This window comes from Catenulispora subtropica, assembly GCF_039531675.1.
Lineage (GTDB): Bacteria > Actinomycetota > Actinomycetes > Streptomycetales > Catenulisporaceae > Catenulispora > Catenulispora subtropica.
The window spans coordinates 13,507-31,949 of the sequence record NZ_BAAAQM010000086.1 but is presented as its reverse complement, the minus strand read 5'-3'; the positions used below and the strand labels follow the sequence as shown (position 1 = coordinate 31,949).

At 72.9% G+C, this 18,443-nt stretch carries 12 protein-coding genes and 1 pseudogene; 2 read left to right on the top strand and 11 right to left on the bottom strand.

Annotated features, from left to right (window positions below; genetic code table 11):
- Positions 1 to 403: 403 nt before the first annotated feature.
- The 9 genes and pseudogenes from ABD466_RS41940 to ABD466_RS41900 all read right to left on the bottom strand — a co-directional run.
- Positions 404 to 922 (bottom strand): annotated as a pseudogene (locus ABD466_RS41940) (ArsR/SmtB family transcription factor); the annotation flags it as partial.
- Between the two features lie 38 nt (positions 923 to 960).
- Positions 961 to 4,194, bottom strand: coding sequence for a non-ribosomal peptide synthetase (locus ABD466_RS41935; protein WP_344662889.1), 3,234 nt, complete (start codon positions 4,192 to 4,194; stop codon positions 961 to 963).
- 15 nt (positions 4,195 to 4,209) lie between these two features.
- The gene (locus ABD466_RS41930; RefSeq protein WP_344662888.1) at positions 4,210 to 5,676 is read right to left on the bottom strand and encodes an amino acid adenylation domain-containing protein; all 1,467 of its coding nucleotides are present in this window, start codon (positions 5,674 to 5,676) and stop codon (positions 4,210 to 4,212) included.
- Complete coding sequence (locus ABD466_RS41925) at positions 5,661 to 6,473, bottom strand: thioesterase II family protein (RefSeq protein WP_344662887.1); 813 nt, start codon at positions 6,471 to 6,473, stop codon at positions 5,661 to 5,663. Before ABD466_RS41925 ends, ABD466_RS41930 begins: the two co-directional genes overlap by 16 nt.
- Positions 6,470 to 7,711: an acyl-CoA dehydrogenase family protein gene (locus ABD466_RS41920; protein ID WP_344662886.1), complete on the bottom strand. Its 1,242-nt coding sequence runs from the start codon at positions 7,709 to 7,711 to the stop codon at positions 6,470 to 6,472. Before ABD466_RS41920 ends, ABD466_RS41925 begins: the two co-directional genes overlap by 4 nt.
- On the bottom strand, positions 7,711 to 7,959 hold the full coding sequence (locus ABD466_RS41915) for an acyl carrier protein (protein ID WP_344662885.1): 249 nt from the start codon (positions 7,957 to 7,959) through the stop codon (positions 7,711 to 7,713). Before ABD466_RS41915 ends, ABD466_RS41920 begins: the two co-directional genes overlap by 1 nt.
- Positions 7,960 to 7,963: 4 nt before the next feature.
- Positions 7,964 to 8,206, bottom strand: coding sequence for a phosphopantetheine-binding protein (locus ABD466_RS41910; protein WP_344662884.1), 243 nt, complete (start codon positions 8,204 to 8,206; stop codon positions 7,964 to 7,966).
- A 53-nt stretch (positions 8,207 to 8,259) separates the two neighbouring features.
- Positions 8,260 to 11,391 carry an amino acid adenylation domain-containing protein gene (locus ABD466_RS41905; RefSeq protein ID WP_344662891.1) on the bottom strand — a complete coding sequence of 1,044 codons (3,132 nt, stop codon included), beginning with the start codon at positions 11,389 to 11,391 and terminating at the stop codon, positions 8,260 to 8,262.
- Between the two features lie 387 nt (positions 11,392 to 11,778).
- Positions 11,779 to 12,570: an alpha/beta hydrolase gene (locus tag ABD466_RS41900; RefSeq protein WP_344662890.1), complete on the bottom strand. Its 792-nt coding sequence runs from the start codon at positions 12,568 to 12,570 to the stop codon at positions 11,779 to 11,781.
- An 18-nt stretch (positions 12,571 to 12,588) separates the two neighbouring features.
- Between ABD466_RS41900 and ABD466_RS41895 the strand changes: the two genes are divergently transcribed.
- Together ABD466_RS41895 and ABD466_RS41890 are read left to right on the top strand one after the other, a co-directional pair.
- On the top strand, positions 12,589 to 13,194 hold the full coding sequence (locus ABD466_RS41895) for a TetR/AcrR family transcriptional regulator (RefSeq protein WP_344662883.1): 606 nt from the start codon (positions 12,589 to 12,591) through the stop codon (positions 13,192 to 13,194).
- Entirely contained in the window at positions 13,191 to 13,703 is a 513-nt protein-coding gene (locus tag ABD466_RS41890; protein ID WP_344662882.1) for a GNAT family N-acetyltransferase, read from the top strand. Before ABD466_RS41895 ends, ABD466_RS41890 begins: the two co-directional genes overlap by 4 nt.
- Before the next feature lie 19 nt (positions 13,704 to 13,722).
- Here the strand turns inward: ABD466_RS41890 and ABD466_RS41885 are convergent, their stop codons facing one another.
- Together ABD466_RS41885 and ABD466_RS41880 are read right to left on the bottom strand one after the other, a co-directional pair.
- Positions 13,723 to 14,895, bottom strand: a complete 1,173-nt coding sequence (locus tag ABD466_RS41885) for an acyltransferase family protein (RefSeq protein ID WP_344662881.1) — start codon at positions 14,893 to 14,895, stop codon at positions 13,723 to 13,725.
- Between the two features lie 289 nt (positions 14,896 to 15,184).
- A complete protein-coding gene (locus ABD466_RS41880) occupies positions 15,185 to 18,415 on the bottom strand; it encodes an AfsR/SARP family transcriptional regulator (RefSeq protein ID WP_344662880.1) in 3,231 nt (1,076 codons plus the stop codon).
- Between the last annotated feature and the right edge of the window lie 28 nt (positions 18,416 to 18,443).

The following is an 18,443-nucleotide window of genomic DNA, read 5'->3' as shown; positions in this document are numbered from 1 at the left end:
TGACCTTCCGCAGCCCCTACACGCTGCCGCCACCCGCCAACGCACCCGGACACGCACCGAGAACTGCGACTTCCAGCGGGCTTTCAACACCATGGCCGAAGGTCGTATCAGGCTTTCAACCCACAGACCGGCCGCCACTCACGCCCACAGCCACAGCCACCCGACCCGAACTCTAATCCCCCGAGTTTTCCGAGCCGCCTGAACCGCCTGAACCGCCCGAGCCGCCTGAACCGCCCGAGCCGCCCGAGCCGCCCGAGCCGCCCGAGCCGCCCGAGCCGCCCGAGCCGCCCGAACCGCCCGAGCCGCCCGAACCGCCCGAGCCGCCCGAACCGCCCGAGCCGCCCGAGCCGCCCGAACCACCTGAGCCGCCCGAACCACTCGAACCACCCACCCCATCCCCCAACTCCGCCAACCGGTGCACCACAACCAGCCCGCCATGCGCGGGCTGGTCAAGCCGCTCCTCATCCGTGCTCACATACTCATCGAGCAGCGACAGGATCCGCTGTTCGAGCTCTGCGGCCTGGTCCGGCGCAAGATGCAGCGCGAACCGGACGAACGTGCTGACCGACTCCGGGCCGGCGTCGCGCAGCTCCTCCTGGAACGCCTCGATCGGTGCGAAGGTGCCGGCCGCCTCGGTGTACGGGGCCTCGTCCAGCCACCACGAGCGGGCCTTGGCGCGGTACGGCTTCTCCAGGGCGCCGCTGTCGCCGGTGCGGACCGGGGCCGGTTCCAGCAGGCCCGCCTTGACCAGCTGCCGGACGTGGTACAGCACCGTGCCGGGGTCGCGGTCCAGGCGCTCAGCGAGCTGCTTGTTGGTCAGTTCCTGCTGCCAGCACAGCCGGACGATGCGCAGCCGCAGCGGGTGCGCGAGCGCCTTCGCCTCCTGCGCTGTGGACTCCCGCCGCCGAACCGGATCGTTCATGCCTGAAGGCTAATGCAGCAAGCGCTGTTAATCAGCGTTCACTCAACCGTCGCGAGCAGAGCCTCGGCCTCCTCCTCGGAGAGGGCTTCCACCTCGGCCAGGATCATGTCCTCCAGCCGAGCGGCGGCGGCGCGCACCGTGGAGTGTTCGAACACCAGCCGGACCGGGACGTCGACCGCGAACACCTCCCGCATCCGGTTCACCGCCCGCGTCACCAGCAGCGAGTGGCCGCCGACGGCGAAGAAGTCGTCGGTCGCGCCGAGCCGCTCCACCCCCAGCACCGTCGCCCACACCCGGGCCAGGGCCTGCTCGGCGTCGGTGGCCGGCGGGACGAACGGGCCGTCGGACAGCGCGTCGGGGTCCGGGGCCGGCAGCGAGCGCCGGTCGATCTTGCCGCTGGGGTTGCGCGGCAGCTCCGGGAGCACGACGATCGCGCCCGGAACAGCGTGCGGGGCCAGAGAGCTGATGAGGAAGTCGCGCAGCTCGACTCGCAGAGCCGCAGCAGGCCGGCCGAGGGTCGATTCCCCCGCGGCGGCGACGACATACGCCACGACCCGCCGGTCCCCCGGCGCCGGCTCCCACGTCCCGACCACGGCGTCCCCGACCAGCGGGCACGCCTTCACGGCCGCCTCGACCTCGCCGAGCTCGACGCGGATCCCGCGCACCTTCACCTGGTGATCGCGCCGTCCACGGAACACGAGCTCGCCGTCGGGCCGGAGCCGCCCCGTGTCGCCGGTGCGATACAGCCGCTCGCCGGGACGGAACGGATGCGGCACGAAGGCCCGGGCCGTGCGTCCCGGATCGCCGAGGTAGCCGCGCGCCAGCCCGACCCCGCCGATGCACAGCTCCCCCACCGCGCCGCGCGGCACGGGGTTCAGGGTGGCGTCGAGCAGGTGGACCTCGTGGTTCTCCATCGGCGTACCGATCGCCACCGCGTCGCCCTCATCGGCGGCGTCAGCCTCCGAGCACACGTGGTGCGTGGAGTCGATGGAGACCTCGGTGGTGCCCCAGTGGTTGTTCAACCGCACCCCGAGCGGGCGTCCGAGCCGCGTCTGGAACGCCTCGACCGTCGCCGGGGGCAGCCGGTCGCCGTCGGAGACCAGGTCGCGGAGTCCGCGCAGACCGTCGAGGTGCGCGGGCGTGATCTCGTCGAGGTACAGCGCCAGCATGCCGGGCACGAACTGCAGCCACGGCAGCCGGTGGGTGATCGTCGCCTCCAGCAGTGCCCGTGGGTCGCGGTGCAGCCCGGGCGGCAGCACGACGGTCCGGGCCCCGAGCATCAGGGGCCAGAAGATCTCCCGGGCCACGTCGTCGAAGCTCAGCGGCGTCTTGAACAGCAGGGTCTCGCCGGCGGCGAGCCGGTAGCGCTTCTGCAGGTTCGCCATCTGCCCGACCCAGCCGCGATGGGTGCTGGCCACGCCCTTGGGCTCGCCGGTCGAACCCGAGGTGAAGTAGATCGAGCACAGATTCGCCGGCCGGACGACGGGTAGGCCGGTCTGTCGACCGGCGGCGGCGCACACGGTCTCCAGGTCCACGGCGCGGCATCCGGCTTCGGCGGCGACCTCCGGCACCCGCGCCGGATCCGCACCGAAGTCTCCGGACGGAATCAGGCACAGCGGAGCGCCCGCACGCCGCAGGATCGTCCCGACGCGCGCCAGCGGCGACTCCGGGTCGACGGGCACGAAGGCGCCGCCGGCCTTGAGGATCCCGTAGAGCGCGGCGATGAGATCGGCGCTGCGGTCGAGCAGCACCGCGACCGGCACGTCGGGTCCGACGCCGAGCGCGACCAGGCCGCGCGCGATCTCGGTGGCGCGGGCGTCCAGGTCCGCGTAGCTCCAGCTCGACTGGCCGTCGCAGACCGCGACAGCGTCCGGGGTCCGCGCGGCTTGTTCCTCGAACAGCTGGTGCAGGCAGCGCCGCGGCAACGGCTCCCGCTCCGGCGCGGCGAGCGCCCGCAGCTCGTCGAGCTCAGCGGCGCCGAGCATCGGGATGTCGTCGATGCGAAGCCGGGGATCTGCGGCGACGGCGTTCAGCACGGTCCGCAGATGCTCCATCAGTCGCATCACCGAGTCCTGCTCGTACAGCGCCGAGTCCCATTCGACGGAGATGCCGAGGCCGGGTTCGGTGCGGAACTCGATGGTGAGGTCGTATTTGGCGCCGCTGCCCGGCGTGAGGATCTCGGCGACCTCGATCCCGGGCAGCCGCGGCGGCCGGACCGGCGTCGTGAGGTCCACGAGGATCTGGAACAGGGGTGTCCGGGAGGGGTCGCGCGGCACGCCGAGTTCGTTGACCAGCGTGTCGAAGGCGATGCGGCGGCCTTCGTAGGCGTCCAGCGCGATGTCGCGGACCCGGGCCACCAGGTCGCTGAAGGCCGGGTTGCCAGAGGTGTCGCCGGGCAGCGCCAGCATCGTGAAGAAGGGCCCGATTGCCGCGGCGGCGTCGGCCCCTTCGCGGGTGGCGGAGGAGGTGCCGGTGGTGACGTCGGTGCGGCCGGTGTAGCGGTGGAGCACGGCGTGGGTGGCTGCGAGCAGCACCATGTAGAGGGACGCCGCCTTCGACCGGGCGACCGCGGTCAGGCCGTGCAGCGTCGCGTCGGGCAGCTCGAAGGTGTGGCACAGCGCGCCGGTGCCCGTGCGGACCGCCGGCCGGGGACGGTCCGGGACGAGTTCGAACGCGTCCCGTCCGGCCAGGGCGGAGCGCTGGAGCTCGATGGCCGGGCCGAGGGCCGGCGAGTCGTGCCACGCGTCCTGCGCCAGGGCGATGTCGCGGAACTGTTTCGCCAGTTCAGGCGGCTCCGGCTCGTCGGAGGCCGCGGTGAGGCGCCGGTAGAAGAGCCCGAACTCGTTGTAGAGGATGTCCAGCGAACCACGGTCGGCGGCCATGTGGTGCACACCGATGCAGAGCACGTGGTCATCGGGGGCGAGGCGCAGCAGCCGGGCCCGGAACGGCAGCCCCGCCGCCGCGTCGACCGGCGTGGCGGCGTCGGCCCGCAGCAGCACGTCCAGATCCGCTTCGGCGGCCTCGACGGTCTCCAGACGGAACCAGTCCTCGGGCCGGACCACGCCGACCAGCTCCCCGTCCGCTTCCAGCAGCGACGTCCGCAGCACCTCGTGCCGCGTCACGACCGCGCGCAGCGCCGCCTCGGCCGCCGCGGCGTCCAGCGGCCCGCGCAGCCGGAAGAAGACGTTGCTCAGATACACGGCGCTGTCCGGCGTGAGCTGGTCGGCCAGCCACAGCCGGGCCTGCGCCTTGGGCACGTACACGGTCCGCACGTCGTCCTCCTCCAGTCAGTGCGCGAGCGCGGCCAGGTCGAGCTTGCCGTTCACGGTCACCGGCAGCGCGTCGACCAGCACGATCTTCGAGGGCAGCATGGTCTCCGGGAGCCGGTCGGCCAGGTGCCGGGCCAGGTCGCGCGGGGTCGGGACCCGGTCGTCGGACGCGGCCGGCACGGTCGGCACCACGTGGGCGAGCAGGCGCTCGCCGCTCACCGTGACCGCCGCCGAGGCGACACCGGCGCACTCGCGCAGCCGGTCCTCGATCTCGCCGAGCTCGATCCGGACGCCGCGCCATTTCACCTGGCGGTCGGCCCGGCCGAGATATTCGTACTCGCCGTCGGGCAGGCGCCGCACAAGATCCCCGGTGCGATACCTCCGGGTTCCTTCACCGCCGGGTTCGGGCACGAACTTGCTCGCGGTCAGCCCGGGGGCGCCGAGGTAGCCCAGCGCCACCTGGGGCCCGGCGATGCACAGCTCGCCCACGTCGCCCCCGAGGATGGACAACCGGACACCGGGCAGCGCGGTTCCCAGGTTCGGACGCTCGCCGGCCATCCGCGCGGCGGTGGCGTCGACGGTGCACTCGGTGGGCCCGTAGACGTTGATCCCTTCCAGGCCGGGCGCGGCGGCGATCTCGCGCCACGTCCGTTCCGGCACCGCTTCGCCTCCCATGAGCAGCCGCAGCACTCTGCCGTCGGCGGCCGGAGGCAGGAGCTCCTCGCGGAGGATCTCCCAGTGGGTCGGGGTCAGGTCCAGGTCGGTGACGGCGTGCCGGTCCAGCAGCGCGCGCAGGCGTTCGGGGTCGAACCGGTCCAGGTCGTCGAGCACGACGACGGTGTCGCCGCGGCAGACCCGCACCCACTGCTTCACGGAGGCGTCGAAGGACACGCTGGCGTTCCAGGCCACCACGCCGAGCCGTTCGCCGTAGACCCCGGCGGTCTCCAGCGCGGTGACCAGAGCGGCGACGTTGGCGTGGGTGACCAGCACGCCTTTGGGCGGGCCGGAGGAACCGGAGGTGAAGATGGCGTAGGCGGGTCCTTCGACGGTGTCGTCGGAGAACGCGGCCCCCGGGTCGCCGTCGACGCCGCCGTCGCCGCCGTCGCCGCCGCCGTCGCCGTCCGGCGGCACCACGACCGCGCAGCCGGCCCAGTCCGGGACCGGACCGTCGTGCACGACGGCCGTCAGCCGCGCGGCCTGCGCCATCGCGGCCAGCCGCGCCGCCGGATAGGCCGGGTCCAGCGGCACGTAGGCCGCCCCGGAACGCCAGACGCCGAGCAGGGCGACCATGAGATCCACCCCGCGCGGCAGGCACACCCCGACCAGATCGCCGCGCCGCACGCCGCGCCCGACCAGACCGGCGGCCAGCACGGCGCTGCGGCGGTCGAGCTCGGCGAAGGTCAGCGTCCGGTCGCCGGAGCGCACCGCAGGGCGGTCCGGCGCGACCCGGACCGCCCGCGCGAACCGGGTCAGCAGCCTGGCCACGGCCGCCCCAGGACGTCGGCGAGGACCGCGGGGTCCTGCAGGTAGAAGAAGTGGTCGCCGTCGCCGGCCACCGCACCGAGCCAGGCCGTGGTGCGGTGGCGCCAGGTGGCCACCGCCCCGGCCGGGACCAGCGCGTCGTCCCGGCCGCCGAGGCCCAGCACCGGGGCCCGCAGCGGGACGGCGTGGCCGTCGACATAGGCGCGGGACAGCTCCAGGTCCGAGCGCAGCGACGGCAGCAGCAGCTCCAGCATCTCGTCGTCGGCCAGCAGCTCCGCGGCGGTGCCGCCGATCCGCGTCAGCGAGCGGACCAGCTCGGCGTCGGTGAAGTCGGCGGGCGGCGCCTGCCACGACCCCGGCGCGGGCATGCCCGCCACCAGGAGACCGGCCACGGAACGGCCGGCCTTCTGGAGGATCTGCGCGACCTCGTAGGCGACGTAGGCGCCGAAGCTGTGGCCGAACAGGAGCGTGTGGTCGGCCTCGTCGGCCAGGTCGGGGAAGCAGGCCGCAGCGATCTCGCGAATCGACGAGGCCTGTGCCTCCCGCAGACGCGGGCCGCGCCCCGGGTACTGCACGCCCCACACCGACCACGTCTCCGGCACCGCCGGGGCCAGCTCGTACGTGCTGGAAGCGCTGGCGCCGGCCGGTGGGAAGAACACCAGCCGGCGTCCCGCGATCGCGCCCGCGCCCGCGTCCGCGCCGGAGCGGACCAGATGCAGCCACCGCGTCGAGGCTTCGGCGCGGGCGGCGGCGGTGTCGGCGGCCGCAGTCACCGCGGCGAAGGCCCGCAGCGGACTCACCACGACTGCCTCGCGGTCTTCGCCGTCTTCGCTGCCCTCGCTGCCCTCGCTGTCTTCGCCATCCGCGGCGTCGTCGGCGGCAGGTTGAACACCGTCTCCTTCAGCATCTCCGAGGTGCCGTCGACGATCCGCATCAGCCGCACCTCCCGGTACAGCTGCTCCAGACCGAACTCCACCAGCCAGCCGCGGCCGCCGAGGACCTGCATGGCGTCGTCGACGACCTCGCACGCGGCCTCGGTGGCGTACAGCTTGGCCATCGCGGCCTCGCGCACCGCCAGCCGGTCGCGGTCGATCGCGTCGGCGGCCAGCCGCACCAGGCAGCGCGCGGCCTCGATCTTCACGTCCGAGCGGACGATGAACTCGCGGATGAACTGCTTCTCGCTCAGCGGCACCCCGAACACCACGCGCTCCTCGGCGTGCCGACGCGCCACGCCGAGGGCGTAGCGGGCCATGCCGACGGCGCGCGCCGCCATGCTGGTGCGGCCGTAGGGGAGGTACTCGCTGGCCAGTCCGGCGCCGCCGCCGACCCGGTCCAGGCCGCCGATGACGGCGTCGTCCCCGAGCTCGACGCCGTCGAGTTCGACCTCGTACTGGTCGACGTGGGCGTCCATGCCGGGGAGCTCCCGCACGACCTTCCAGCCCGGGGTGTCGGTACCGAGCACGAACATGGTCGGGCCCTCGCCGGCGTCGCCCTCGGCGCGCGCCAGCACGATCGCGACGTCGGCCCTGGCGGCGTTGCTGATCAGGTACTTGCGGCCGGACAGGACCCAGGTGCCGTCCCGCCGCACGGCGCGGGTCTGGACGCGGGTCAGGTCCGAGCCGCCGCGCTCCTCGGTCATGGCCAGGCAGCGGGTGGTCACGCCGTCGATCAGCGGCCGCAGCCACTTCTCCTGCTGCGCGGGCGTGCCTTCGAGCAGCACCCAGCTGGGGCCTTCGAGCCCGGAGAGGATCTTGCGGGCGTACTGGCGGCCGACCGCGGCGGCCTCCTCGCGCAGTGCCACGATGATCCGTTCGGGCACCGAGCCGCCGCCGGCCTCGACCGGGAACTGGCACGCGTACAGGCCGCTGCGGATGCCGACCTCGCGGCTCACCGCGATCTGCTCGCCGCCGGGCAGGTGCGCCGCGTTCGCGGCCAGCCAGGCGACGGCGTCGCGCAGGATGTCGAAGCAGACCTCGGGGTCCTTGCGGATCTCCGCGGGGTCGATCGCGGGCTGGTAGTCGATGTGCGGGGCGCGCATCACGGTCCCTCCTGGGCGGTGGCGGCGATCTGGTGCACGTACTCGTGGAAGCGCGGGTGGTCGAAGACGACCCGCAGCCGCGGGCGCGAGCCGGTCGCCTCCTCGACGCCGGCGCAGATGGACATGGCGGCGAGCGAGTTGCCGCCGAGGGCGAAGAAGTCGGCGTCGTCGGCGATCGGGGCGTTCAGGACACCGGCCCAGACCGCGCGGATCGCGGCGACTTCGGCGGTATCGGTCTGCTGCGGCACGGCGTCACCGGGCCGAGGTGACCAGAGCACGCACCTTGGCGGTGTAGGCGCCCAGCTCGCGGGCCTCGAACAGGGCCGCGATCGGGATCTTGACGCCCAGGTCCTCCCGCAGCGCGCCGGTGAGCCGCACCGCCAGCAGGGAGTTGCCGCCGGAGTGGAAGAAGTCCTCGCCGGGCTCGGCGCGGTCGGAGTCGAGGACCTCGCACCAGCGCTCGTGGATGGTGTCGAGGAGTTCGGAGTCGGTCATGGCTGCCTCACTGCGGTCGGGAACGGGACAGGGTCAGACGGGGTCAGACGGGGTCAGACGGGGTCACTGGAAGAGGTCGCGTCGGGCCAGGGCTGGTGCGGGTGGCGCAGCACGGCGTCGAGGAGCCGCACGTAGCGCCGCTGGGCGTCGCGCACGGCCGCCTCGGACCAGCGGTCCAGGTCCGGCGCCCAGCGCAGCTCGTAGTCACCGGCCTCGGCGGTGGTCGCGCCGGTGCGGCGGGCGTCGCGGGCGTGTTGCAGACCGCGGTTCTTCACCACGACCGACAGCCCGGTCTTGCCGAAGCCGTTGGGCAGCTCGCGCAGTTCCGGCTCCCAGGCGCCGAAGCGGAGCCGGGGCAGCGGCGAATCGTGCTTGCTGAACATCACCGGATACAGCTGCCGCTCGGCGAGGCCGAGGCCGGCGGGAGCCAGGCGGAGCACCTCGTTGGTCGGGATCTGGTGCTTCGCCGCGGCGGCGATCAGCGCCATCTCGGCCCGCGCGGCCTCGGCGGGCGTCTCGTCGCCGGTGGTGCGGATGAGCGGCAGGACGTTGACGAACAGGCCGACGACGTCCAGGGTCGACGGGTCTCGGTTGGCTTGCGAGGAACCGATGAGACCGGCGCCCATGAGCCTGCGGAAAGTCGCCAGCAGCAGCGCGAACGCGGTCACCCCGACGCTCGCGGCGACCCGGTCCACCTCGGCCGAGCGAGCGGCACCGAGAGCGTGGAGAAGGTCGGCCGACCGGGTGGGCCCGGTGCCGGAGGGCTCTGTCTGGCAGGCGCCGTCGAGCAGGGCGTACTGGCCGCGCCAGTACCGCCGGTGTTCCTCACCGGATGCGGAGGCCAGCTCGGTGCGCTGGCGCAGAGCCCAGTCGAAGTAGGTCTCGCCCCGGTTGCCGGCCGCCCGGCCTTCGGCGTAGGCGGCCATCAGCTGGTCCATGAACACCCCGACCGACCAGCCGTCATGGATGAGGTGGTGCTCGCGCTGGAGCAGCAGCGAGCCGCCGGGGTGGCGGACGAGATCCCAGCGGACCAGCGGGAAGTCGTCATAGGCGATCGGCCTCGCGACGAGTCGGGCCAGCAGCGCGTCCAGCTCGCCGGGACCGGCGTCGTGCACGTCGAGCCGGACGTCGGCCTCCGGTCCCGGACTCGCCACCAGGCCGCGACCGGTCATCCGGTACCGGCACGCCAGGGCGGGCTGAGCCAGAGTGACCGCGCGCAGAGCCTTCTCAAGAGTCTGCGGATCGGGTGCGCCGGGGCCGTCCAAGACCATCTGGTACTGGTAGCCCATGCTGGACCCGTTCAGCTCCTCCAGGAACACCAGCGCTTCCTGGCCCACCGCGCCGAGGCCCTCGCGCGCGCCGGGGGCGGCGGCCGCCCGGCCGGGTTCCAGTCCGCCGATGAGCCGGGCCTGCTCGCGCAGTCTCTGCGTGAGGGTCAGCGCGGCCGCCGGGACCTCGAAGCCCAAGCGCTCCCCGACCCGCACGCGCAGCGCGATGAGGTCCAGCGAACCGGCGCCGAGCGCGACGAGGGTGTCGTCGGCGTCCCGCGCGATCACGCCGCAGGCCAGCCGCCAGTCGTCGGCGAGCTCGCGTTCGGCCGGATCGGTCCACTCGACGATCAGCTCGCTGGGATCGGGATCCGGCAGGGCGCCGCGATCGATCTTCTGGTGCGCGGTCAGCGGGAAGGCGTCGAGCGGGATCAGCACCGCCGGCACCATGTGCGCGGGCAGGCGCGTAGCCAGCCATTTGAGAACGGCCTCGGAGTCCTGTTCGGACGTGCCGCTGAAGTAGCCGACCAGCCTCGGATACCCGACCTCAGGCTCCCACAGCTTCACCGCCGCCTCGCCGACCGCCGGATGCCGCCGCAGCGCGGCTTCGATCTCGCCGAGCTCGACGCGGAACCCGCCGATCTTCACCTGGTCGTCGGCGCGGCCGCGGAACTCCAGCTCGCCGTCGGACCGGCGGCGCACCAGATCCCCGGTGCGATAGAGCCGGCCGCCGGGCCGGAACGGATCGGCGACGAACCGCTCGCGGGTCAGGTCGGGACGTCCCAGGTAGCCGCGGGCCACTCCGGCGCCGCCGATGAACAGCTCGCCGTCGACGCCGTCCGGGACGTGGGCGCCGTTCTCGTCGAGGACGTACGCCGTGGCGTTGGCGATCGGCCGGCCGATCGTCGGCGCGCCCGGGGCCTCGGCGCCGGGGCGGTCCGCCGCGACGACGCCGCCGGTGGCGACGACCGCGGTCTCGGTCGGGCCGTAGAGGTTGAGCAGCCGGTATCCGGCCCGCTCCGGCGGCCGGACGTGCAGCTTGTCGCCGCCGACGTAGAGCGTGCGCAGCCGCTCGGCCTCCTCGAGCCAGCCGTGGCGCAGCGCCAGCACCGCGACCGGCGTGATCAGGCCGACGGCGACGAGTCCGTGCTCGACGATCCACCGGCACAGCTCGCGCGGCGAGCGCCGGACCGGCTCGGCGGGCAGGTGGAGCGCGGCGCCGCTGAGCAGGCTGCCCCAGATCTCCATGCCCGCGACGTCGAACCCGGCGGCGGCGCTCTGGCCCGCGGGGTCGCCGGGTTCCAGGCCCATGGTGCCGGCGAACCAGGCCACGGTGTTGGCGATGTTGCGGTGCTCCACGACGACGCCCTTCGGCGTGCCGGTGGAACCGGAGGTGTAGATGACGTAGGCGGCGTCGTCCGGTGTGACATGTCCGGCCGGGGCTTCGCAGGGCCCGGCGACGCCGTCGGCCGGTCCGACCTCGACGGTCCGGACGCCGAGCACGTCGGCGAGCGCCGCGGTGCGCGCCTCGGTGATCACCAGCCCGGCGCCGGAGTCGTCGATCAGGAGCCTGAGCCGCGCCTCGGGATAGGCCGGGTCCAGCGGCAGGTAGGCGGCGCCCAGGCGCAGCACCGCGAGCCAGGCGGCGACCATCGTCGCGGACCGGTCCAGCAGCACCGCGACCAGGTGTCCGCGGCGCACACCGGCCGCGGCCAGCCGCGCGGCGATGCCGTCGGCCCGCCGGTCCAGTCCGGCGTAGCTGAGCCGCTCGGTGGCGTCGACCAGCGCGGTCGCGGGGCCGGAGGCGGCGATGCGGGCGGCCAGCAGCGCGGTGAGCGTCTGCGGCTCGGCCCGCCGGGCGGCCTGCAGCAGGCCGGCGAGGGGCGGCGCGGGGGGCCGCGGGTCCTTCCCGCACATCGGGGGCACGCTGGTCTCCTGACGTCGGCGGATGCGTTGCCCCCCACGCTCCCCGCGGCGCCTTTCGACCCGCTATCGGAGGTCCATCGGCCCCGGTCGGCGACCCGCCGAGGCGATTGACTTTTCTCCACCGCCGACGCAGACTCCCCCCGCACGGCTCGACATCGCAGCTCCGCGCCCGGCCACGCCGCCGGTGGACGGGCGATGGCGCGGCGAAGGCCGACTGATGCCGCGCCGATGACGGCTGCCCCTACGGTCGGCGGCGACCCACCGACCACCGGGAAGCCCGATCAGGAGTGATCCACCGATGACCGCCCTCGCCGCCTTCGCCGCCCACACCCCCATGACCGCCCGCGCGGAGGAGAACACCGCCTGGGACTGAGCTTCTCAGCGTGCGGTGAGCGCGACCCCGACGAAGCGGAGCGCGTCACGCGTGCGGACGTCCGCCGTCGGCCCGAGGTGTCCTGCCCCCGCCACGAGGCGGAATTCATGCGCGATGCCGAGTTCGGTGAGGACACCGTGCAGGTAGGCCGCGCCCTCGTGCAGCAGGAACTCGTCGACGGCGCCGCAGTCCACCAGGATCGGCAGGCCGGAGCTCCGGATCCGGTCGGCGTTGCGCCGGGCGATTCCGTAGACGGAGTTCGCGGCGTAGGCGCCGGCGTCGCCGGTCCCGTTCGCCATGGCCTGATGCAGCTCGCCCAGGACAGAAGGCAGATTCGCCTGCGGAACGCCGTCCGGCGTCTCGCCCGGGAACACCGCGGGCGAGATCGCCGCGACCGCGGCGAACCGTGCCGGGTCGTCGAAGGCTGTCTTGAGAGCGCCGTAGCCGCCCATCGAGGCACCGTAGAGGGCCGTAGCGGTGAAGGGTCCGAACTTCTGCGCGAGATGCTCGGGGAACTCATCGGCGATCAACGTCTGCCACGCGTCCCCGCCGGGCCAGTCGAGGTAGAAACCGCCGGACGTCGGAGTGCTCGGGCACGCGACGATCGCCCGAGGGAACTCCCCTCGCTGGAACAGCTCTTCATAGAACGGCCTCGCGAGCTCCAGCGACGCCGCGGACGACATCGCACCATGCAAGTGGAGGACGAGCGGGAGGGGTTCACCCCTCTCCCAGTCCGGAGGAAGGAGCACCTGGTAGTCGACATCGCGGCCCACGGCCTTCGCCAAGAAAACTTCCATCATGGTAAAGTTTCTATCATGGTATCCGGAGGGCTTCGCGACCGTAAGCGCGCCGAGACCCGGCAGCGCATCTCCGACCACGCCACGCGGCTGTTCGAACGCGACGGCTTCGAGAACGTCACCCTGGCGCAGGTCGCCGAGGCGGCGGACGTCTCGGTGAAGACGGTGACCAACTACTTCAAGGCGAAGGAAGACCTGTTCTTCGACGCCGAACCGCTGGTCCTCGGCGCCCTCACCGACACGCTGCGACAGCGCGGCCCGGCCTCGGCGACGAGCGCACTCCGGCCGCTGATCCTGGACGGCCCGCTGCTCGCAGCCCCGCATCCGTGGAGCCATGTCGACCCCGCCACGTGGACCGCGATGCGCGTCTGGGCCCAGTGCGAGCACGGCTCCCCGACGCTGAGATCCGGCCGCGCGGCGATCCTCCAGTCGTGGCTGGACCCGCTGGCCGAAGCGGCCGGATCGGCACCCTGGGCAGCGTTGATGGTCGGGGCCCTGACCCTCCGCCACGCCCTGCTTCAGCGAGGGCTCCTCGCCGGAACCGAACCCGCCGAAGTGGAGCAGCGGATGAAGGACGGCGTCGGGCAAGCGCTCGATGCGCTCGAACGGGGGTTCGGCCTGTGATCCTCACCAAGATCGCGCCGGAGGACTGGCCGGCCGTCCACCTCTGGGCCAAGACGGCCGAGGCATGCCGCTTCCAGACCTGGGGACCCAACACCGAGGACGAGACACGGCAGTTCGTCGCCGAAGCGGTCGAAGCATGGTCGCAGACACCCCAACGGCGTTTCGCCTACGTCGCCCGCCTGGAAGACGACGTGGTCGGCATGGGCGAGCTCTTCCTCCGGAACAAAGACCAGCGCCAAGGCGAGATCACGTACATCGTGCAGCCGAAGCTGTGGGGCCGGGGCCTGGGAACCGCCATCGGCCGGCGGCTTCTGTCCATCGGGTTCGACGAACTCGGCCTGCACCGGATCTACGCCACCTGCGATCCGCGCAACGCCGGATCGGCCGGGGTGCTGGCCAAGATCGGTATGACGCGCGAGGGACGCCTCCGCCACACGGCGCTGATCCGGGACGGATGGCGCGACTCGCTGATCTTCGGGATCCTCGAAGACGAATGGCGCCAGACGTGACAGCCGTACGTGACAGCCGTCAGTCGCCTACGGTCGCCGGCCGAGGCTCCCCGGGCAGGTCGAGGATCTCCTGCGACTCCCGGGGCTTCGGCAGCGCGGCGCCGTTCGTCCTGATCTGCTTGAGGGCGTCCGTCAGGGCACGCTTCAGGACGGGGGAACCCGGCCGCTCCACGAAGCGGTGAATCAGCCAGGAGATGGCGAGCAGCATCCCGACCGTCAGGGACAGGGCGGCCCAGTGCGGGAGATGGTGCATGCGGGCGAGCCAGCTCCACCCGATGAACTCGTGCAGCAGATACAGCGGGTAGGTCATCGCGCCCAGGACGGTCAGGCCACGCCAGTGGACCCGGTCCAGGTAGCCGAGGGCGATGGCGGCCATGAGCAGGTAGAAGATCGCGAGGGTGAAGACCGTGCCCCACACCGGGATCGGCTGGCCGACCAGTCTCTGGGCCGAGCCGGTGGTGATCCCCACGGTGGGGCGGAGCCCGAGCAGGAAGGAGCCTGCGACCAGCCCCCACAGGATCAGGTTGGGCCCGAAACGGCGGATCAGGTAGAACGCGATACCGCCGATGAAGAACGATGCGTAGTCCGGGGACAGCAGCGCCTCGACGGACGCGTTCTGCGTGGCCAGCGCCGCGGTGGAGGCGGCCGTCCACGCAAGACAGAACACGATGGCGCGCCGGTAGGTCAGCCCACGCCAGACCACGACGGCGAACAGCGCGTAGAACTGCAGCTCGCACCACAGCGACCAGTAGGCGGCGTCGACGCTCCGCACGCCGAGACCGGACTGCAGCATCGTGAGGTTGATCGCGGCGTCGGTGAGGTTCGGCCGAGGGACATCCGGATTCGGCCAGATGAACAGCACCGCCATGGTCAGCACGATCGCCACCCAGTAGGCCGGATACAGACGCACCACCCGCGAGACCACGAACTCGGCGAGGCCGCGCCCCCAGGCGCTCATGCAGATCACGAACCCGCTGATCAGGAAGAACAGCTCCACGCCGAGCCAGCCGTACTGCGCGACGAAGTGCACCGTCGGGAAGATCTTCGAAGTCTGGTCCGTCCACGCCACCGAGTTGATGCCGATGAGGTGGTAGGAGACGACCATCATCGCGGCGACGAACCGGCAACCGTCCAGGACCGCCAGCCGGCCGGTCCTTCGCGGCGGTATGGCGACAGCTTCAGCGGTGGTCACAGCACAGCCCCCCATGGCTTTCGGACGCGATCGCGAAGAGGTGCCCGGCCTGGCAGCGTGGAACCGCTATCGGGGCAGGGCTGAGCGATGGCAGAAGAGGAGTGTAAGGGAGATCACCGCCGATGGGCACGACAAGGGCTGAAGCGCTGGATTATTTGCCCTCCGCCGCGCCGGCCACGACTTTCTGTCTGACGGAGCACACCCTCCCCGGCGTCCTGACGGTGAACCAGCCGAGCAAGCTGTTCTGCCCGTGTCCGCGGCGTAGCCCCAGTGCGGCTCGGCGTCAGGCTCACCTCGACGACCGCCTCTCCGCCAAGTGCCCCTCCAGCTCCGCCCGCAGCCCCGCCGCGAACCGCAGCTTCCCCTCGGCCAGCAGCTCCGCGGCGCCGCGCCACACCGCCTGTGCCTTGTCGGCCTCTCCGCCGGCCCGGTGGATCAGCCCACGGATGATCAGGGCCCGGACCCGCAGCAGCGTGGCGCCGGTCTCGGCGAAATCGTGGGCGGCCTGGTCGGCGTAGTCGGCGGCGTCAGCGAGGTCGCCGCCGGCCAGGCGGGCCTCGGCCAGGCCCAGGGCGACCCGGCTGTGCAGCATGCGGTCGCCGGTGCGCACCGCCAGTTCCCGGGTGGCGGCCAGGGTCCGCTCCGCGCGGCCGACGTCGCCCCGGCGCAGGTCGACGGCGGCCAGGCCGAGCAGCGCGTGGCACTCGCCGATGCGGTCGCCGGCCTCGCGGACGGCGGCCAGGACCGCCTCGAACTGCCCGGCGGCCGCCTCGTGGTCGCCGCGTTGCAGGTGCATCAGGCCCAGGCGGTGCTGCACCTGCGCCGCGACCCGCCGGTTCCCGGTCTCGGCGCAGATCAGCGCGGCCCGCTCCAACAGCTCGCGCGCCGCCTCCTCCTCGCCGTACTCCAGCCGGATCTGCGCCATGTTGTGCAGCACATACGCCTCGGCGACCCGGTCCCCGGCCCGCCGGAACGCCTCCAGCGCCGCCGCCAGCCGCGCGGCAGCGGCCTCCATGTCGCCGCCGAGCCGCCGCAGGAACGCCACATACCGCAGCACCAGCGCCGCGCCGTGCTCGTCACCGAGCTGCCGGAACAACGCGCCGGCCTGTTCGAACTGCCGCTCGGCCAGGTCGTTGCGCCGCTCCACCATGTACAGCGACCCCAGCGAGTACCGCATCGCCGCCTCACCGCGCCGGTCGCCGAGCCGGCACGCGGCCTTCAGCGCGATCTCGTGGGTCTCCCGCCAGTCGGAGAAGTACGAGTGCGACTCGAACAGCGCCACCGCGGACAGCGCCAGACTCCACGCGTGGTCGACCAGTCCCCCGGCGGCCGCCTGCCGCACCCCGGCCAGCAGCGACTGCCGCTCCTGCTCGTACCAGGCCATCGGATCCGCCAGCACCCGCTCCACCAGCGCCGCCGGCAGCTCCCAGCGCACCGCGGCGCTCGTCGGCAGCAGATAGTCGCCGGCGTATTCGCGGCGGTGCGCCTCCTCGGCCAGCCCGAGCAGCGCCCCGACCAGCCGCCGCAACGCGTCGCGCCGGTCGGCCGGGCTCTCGGTGTCCATCAGACGCTCGCGGGCGAAGGAACGGGTGATGGTGTGGAAGTGGTAACGGACGGGTTGGGGGCAGGGCCCGGCACCGTCCGAGGCGTCGGTGTCCAGCAAGTACGCCTCGGTCAGCTCTTCCAGCAGATCCTCGGCCCGCAGAGGGTCGGTCTCCAGCAGCGGCACCCCGACCCAGGAGGCGAAACTCGGCGCCTCGGACAGCGCCAGCAGCCGGAACAGGCGGCGCGCGCCCGGCGAGAGCGCGTCATAGGACAGAGCGAGACTGGCCCGGACGCCCATGTCGCCGTAGTTCAGCTCGTCCAGCCAGTGCGACTCGTCGGCCAGCCGCTCCACCAGCGACCCCACGCTCCAGTGCGGGCGCGCCGCCAGCCGCGCGCCCACGATCCGCAGCACCAGCGGCAGCCCGCCGCACAGCTCGCACAACCGGGCCACGGCCTGCGGCTCGGCGGCCACCCGCTCCGCCCCGACCACGCGGGCCAGCAACTCGGCCGCGCCGTGTCCGCTGAGCGGCGCGACCTCGGTGCGCAGCGCGGCCGACAGCCCGGTCAGCCTCCGGCGGCTGGTGACGAGCACCGCGCACTGCGCGCCGCCGGGCAGCAGGGGGTTGATCTGCGCCTCGGACACCGCATCGTCGAGGACGATCAGCATCCGCTGCCGCCCGAGCAGGTCGCGGTACATCTCGGCCCGTTCTTCGAGCGTGTCCGGCACCTGCGGGCGGCTGACGCCGAGGGCGTGCAGGAACCGGCCGAGCACCTCGGCCGGGTCGAGGCGCCGCGAACCGGACTGGAGCTGCGCGAACAGCTGGCCGTCCGGATAGGAGGGCGCCATCAGGTGGGCCAGGTGGACGGCCAGGGTCGTCTTCCCGGCGCCGCCACGGCCGTACAGTACGGCGACCGGGAGGGCGTTGCCGTCGGCACCGGCTTCGGCCAGGCCTTCCGGGATTTCGGCGACGAGGTCGGCGCGGCCGGTGAAGTCGGGGATCGTCGGCGGCAGGAGGGCCGGGATCCGTCGGTCCGGCCACGGTCCGCCAGGGGCTTCTGGAGAGGAGATCTGTTCGGCCGATGCCACTTCGGTGGAAGGGCTCAAGCCTGACTCGAGCCCTGGCGCCGCTGGATTCGCAGAGCTATGCGACGCCGCTGCTACGGCGCCCCCCGCGCTCGCGGTGGGAACCGGCACGACCTGCGCAATGGGCGCCGTCCGCCGGATCGGCTCCACGACGGGCTTACCAGCAAGCATCAGTTGGTGCAACTGCCGCAAATCCGCACTTGGCTCCACCCCGAGCTCGATCCGCAACATCGACCGCGTCCGCCGGTACTCCTCCAGCGCCTCCGCCTGGCGGCCGGTCCGGTACAGCGCCTTCATCAGCAGGGCTCGCAGCCGCTCCCGCAGCGGATTCTCCTGGACCAGCGCCACCAGCTCGGCGACCACGTCCTCGCCCAGGCCCGCGGCCAGCTCGGCCTCGACGCACTCCTGCACCACGCCGAGGCGCCGCTCGTTCAGCTGCGCGGCCCGCCGCTGCACCAGGGTGCTGTCGATGTTCGACAGGCACGCCCCGCGCCACAGGCCCAGCGCTTCGCGCAGCGTCCCGGCGGCCGAGACGGCGTCGCCCTGGCGCATCGCCTGCCGGCCCGCCCACACGCGGGTGTCGAACGTCCGCTCGTCCAGCGTGCCGCCGGCGAGCCTCAGCTGGTAGCCGGGGCTGCGGGTGGTGATCAGGTCGCCGCCGTGCGCCGTGGTCAGCGTGCGGCGCAGCGCCGAGATGCAGATCTGGATCTGCTCGCGCGCGGTGGCCGGGGGTTCGTCGTCCCAGACCGCGTCGATGAGCCGGTCCACCGGGACCACCTTGTCGGCTTCCAGCAGGAGCATCGCCATCACGGTCTGCTGGCGCGGCCCGCCGAGTCTCACCTCCTGGCCGCTGTGCCGCGTCTCCAGCGGGCCCAGTATGCAGAAGTCCATGCACCGCCACCAACGGTCGTCTATGCCC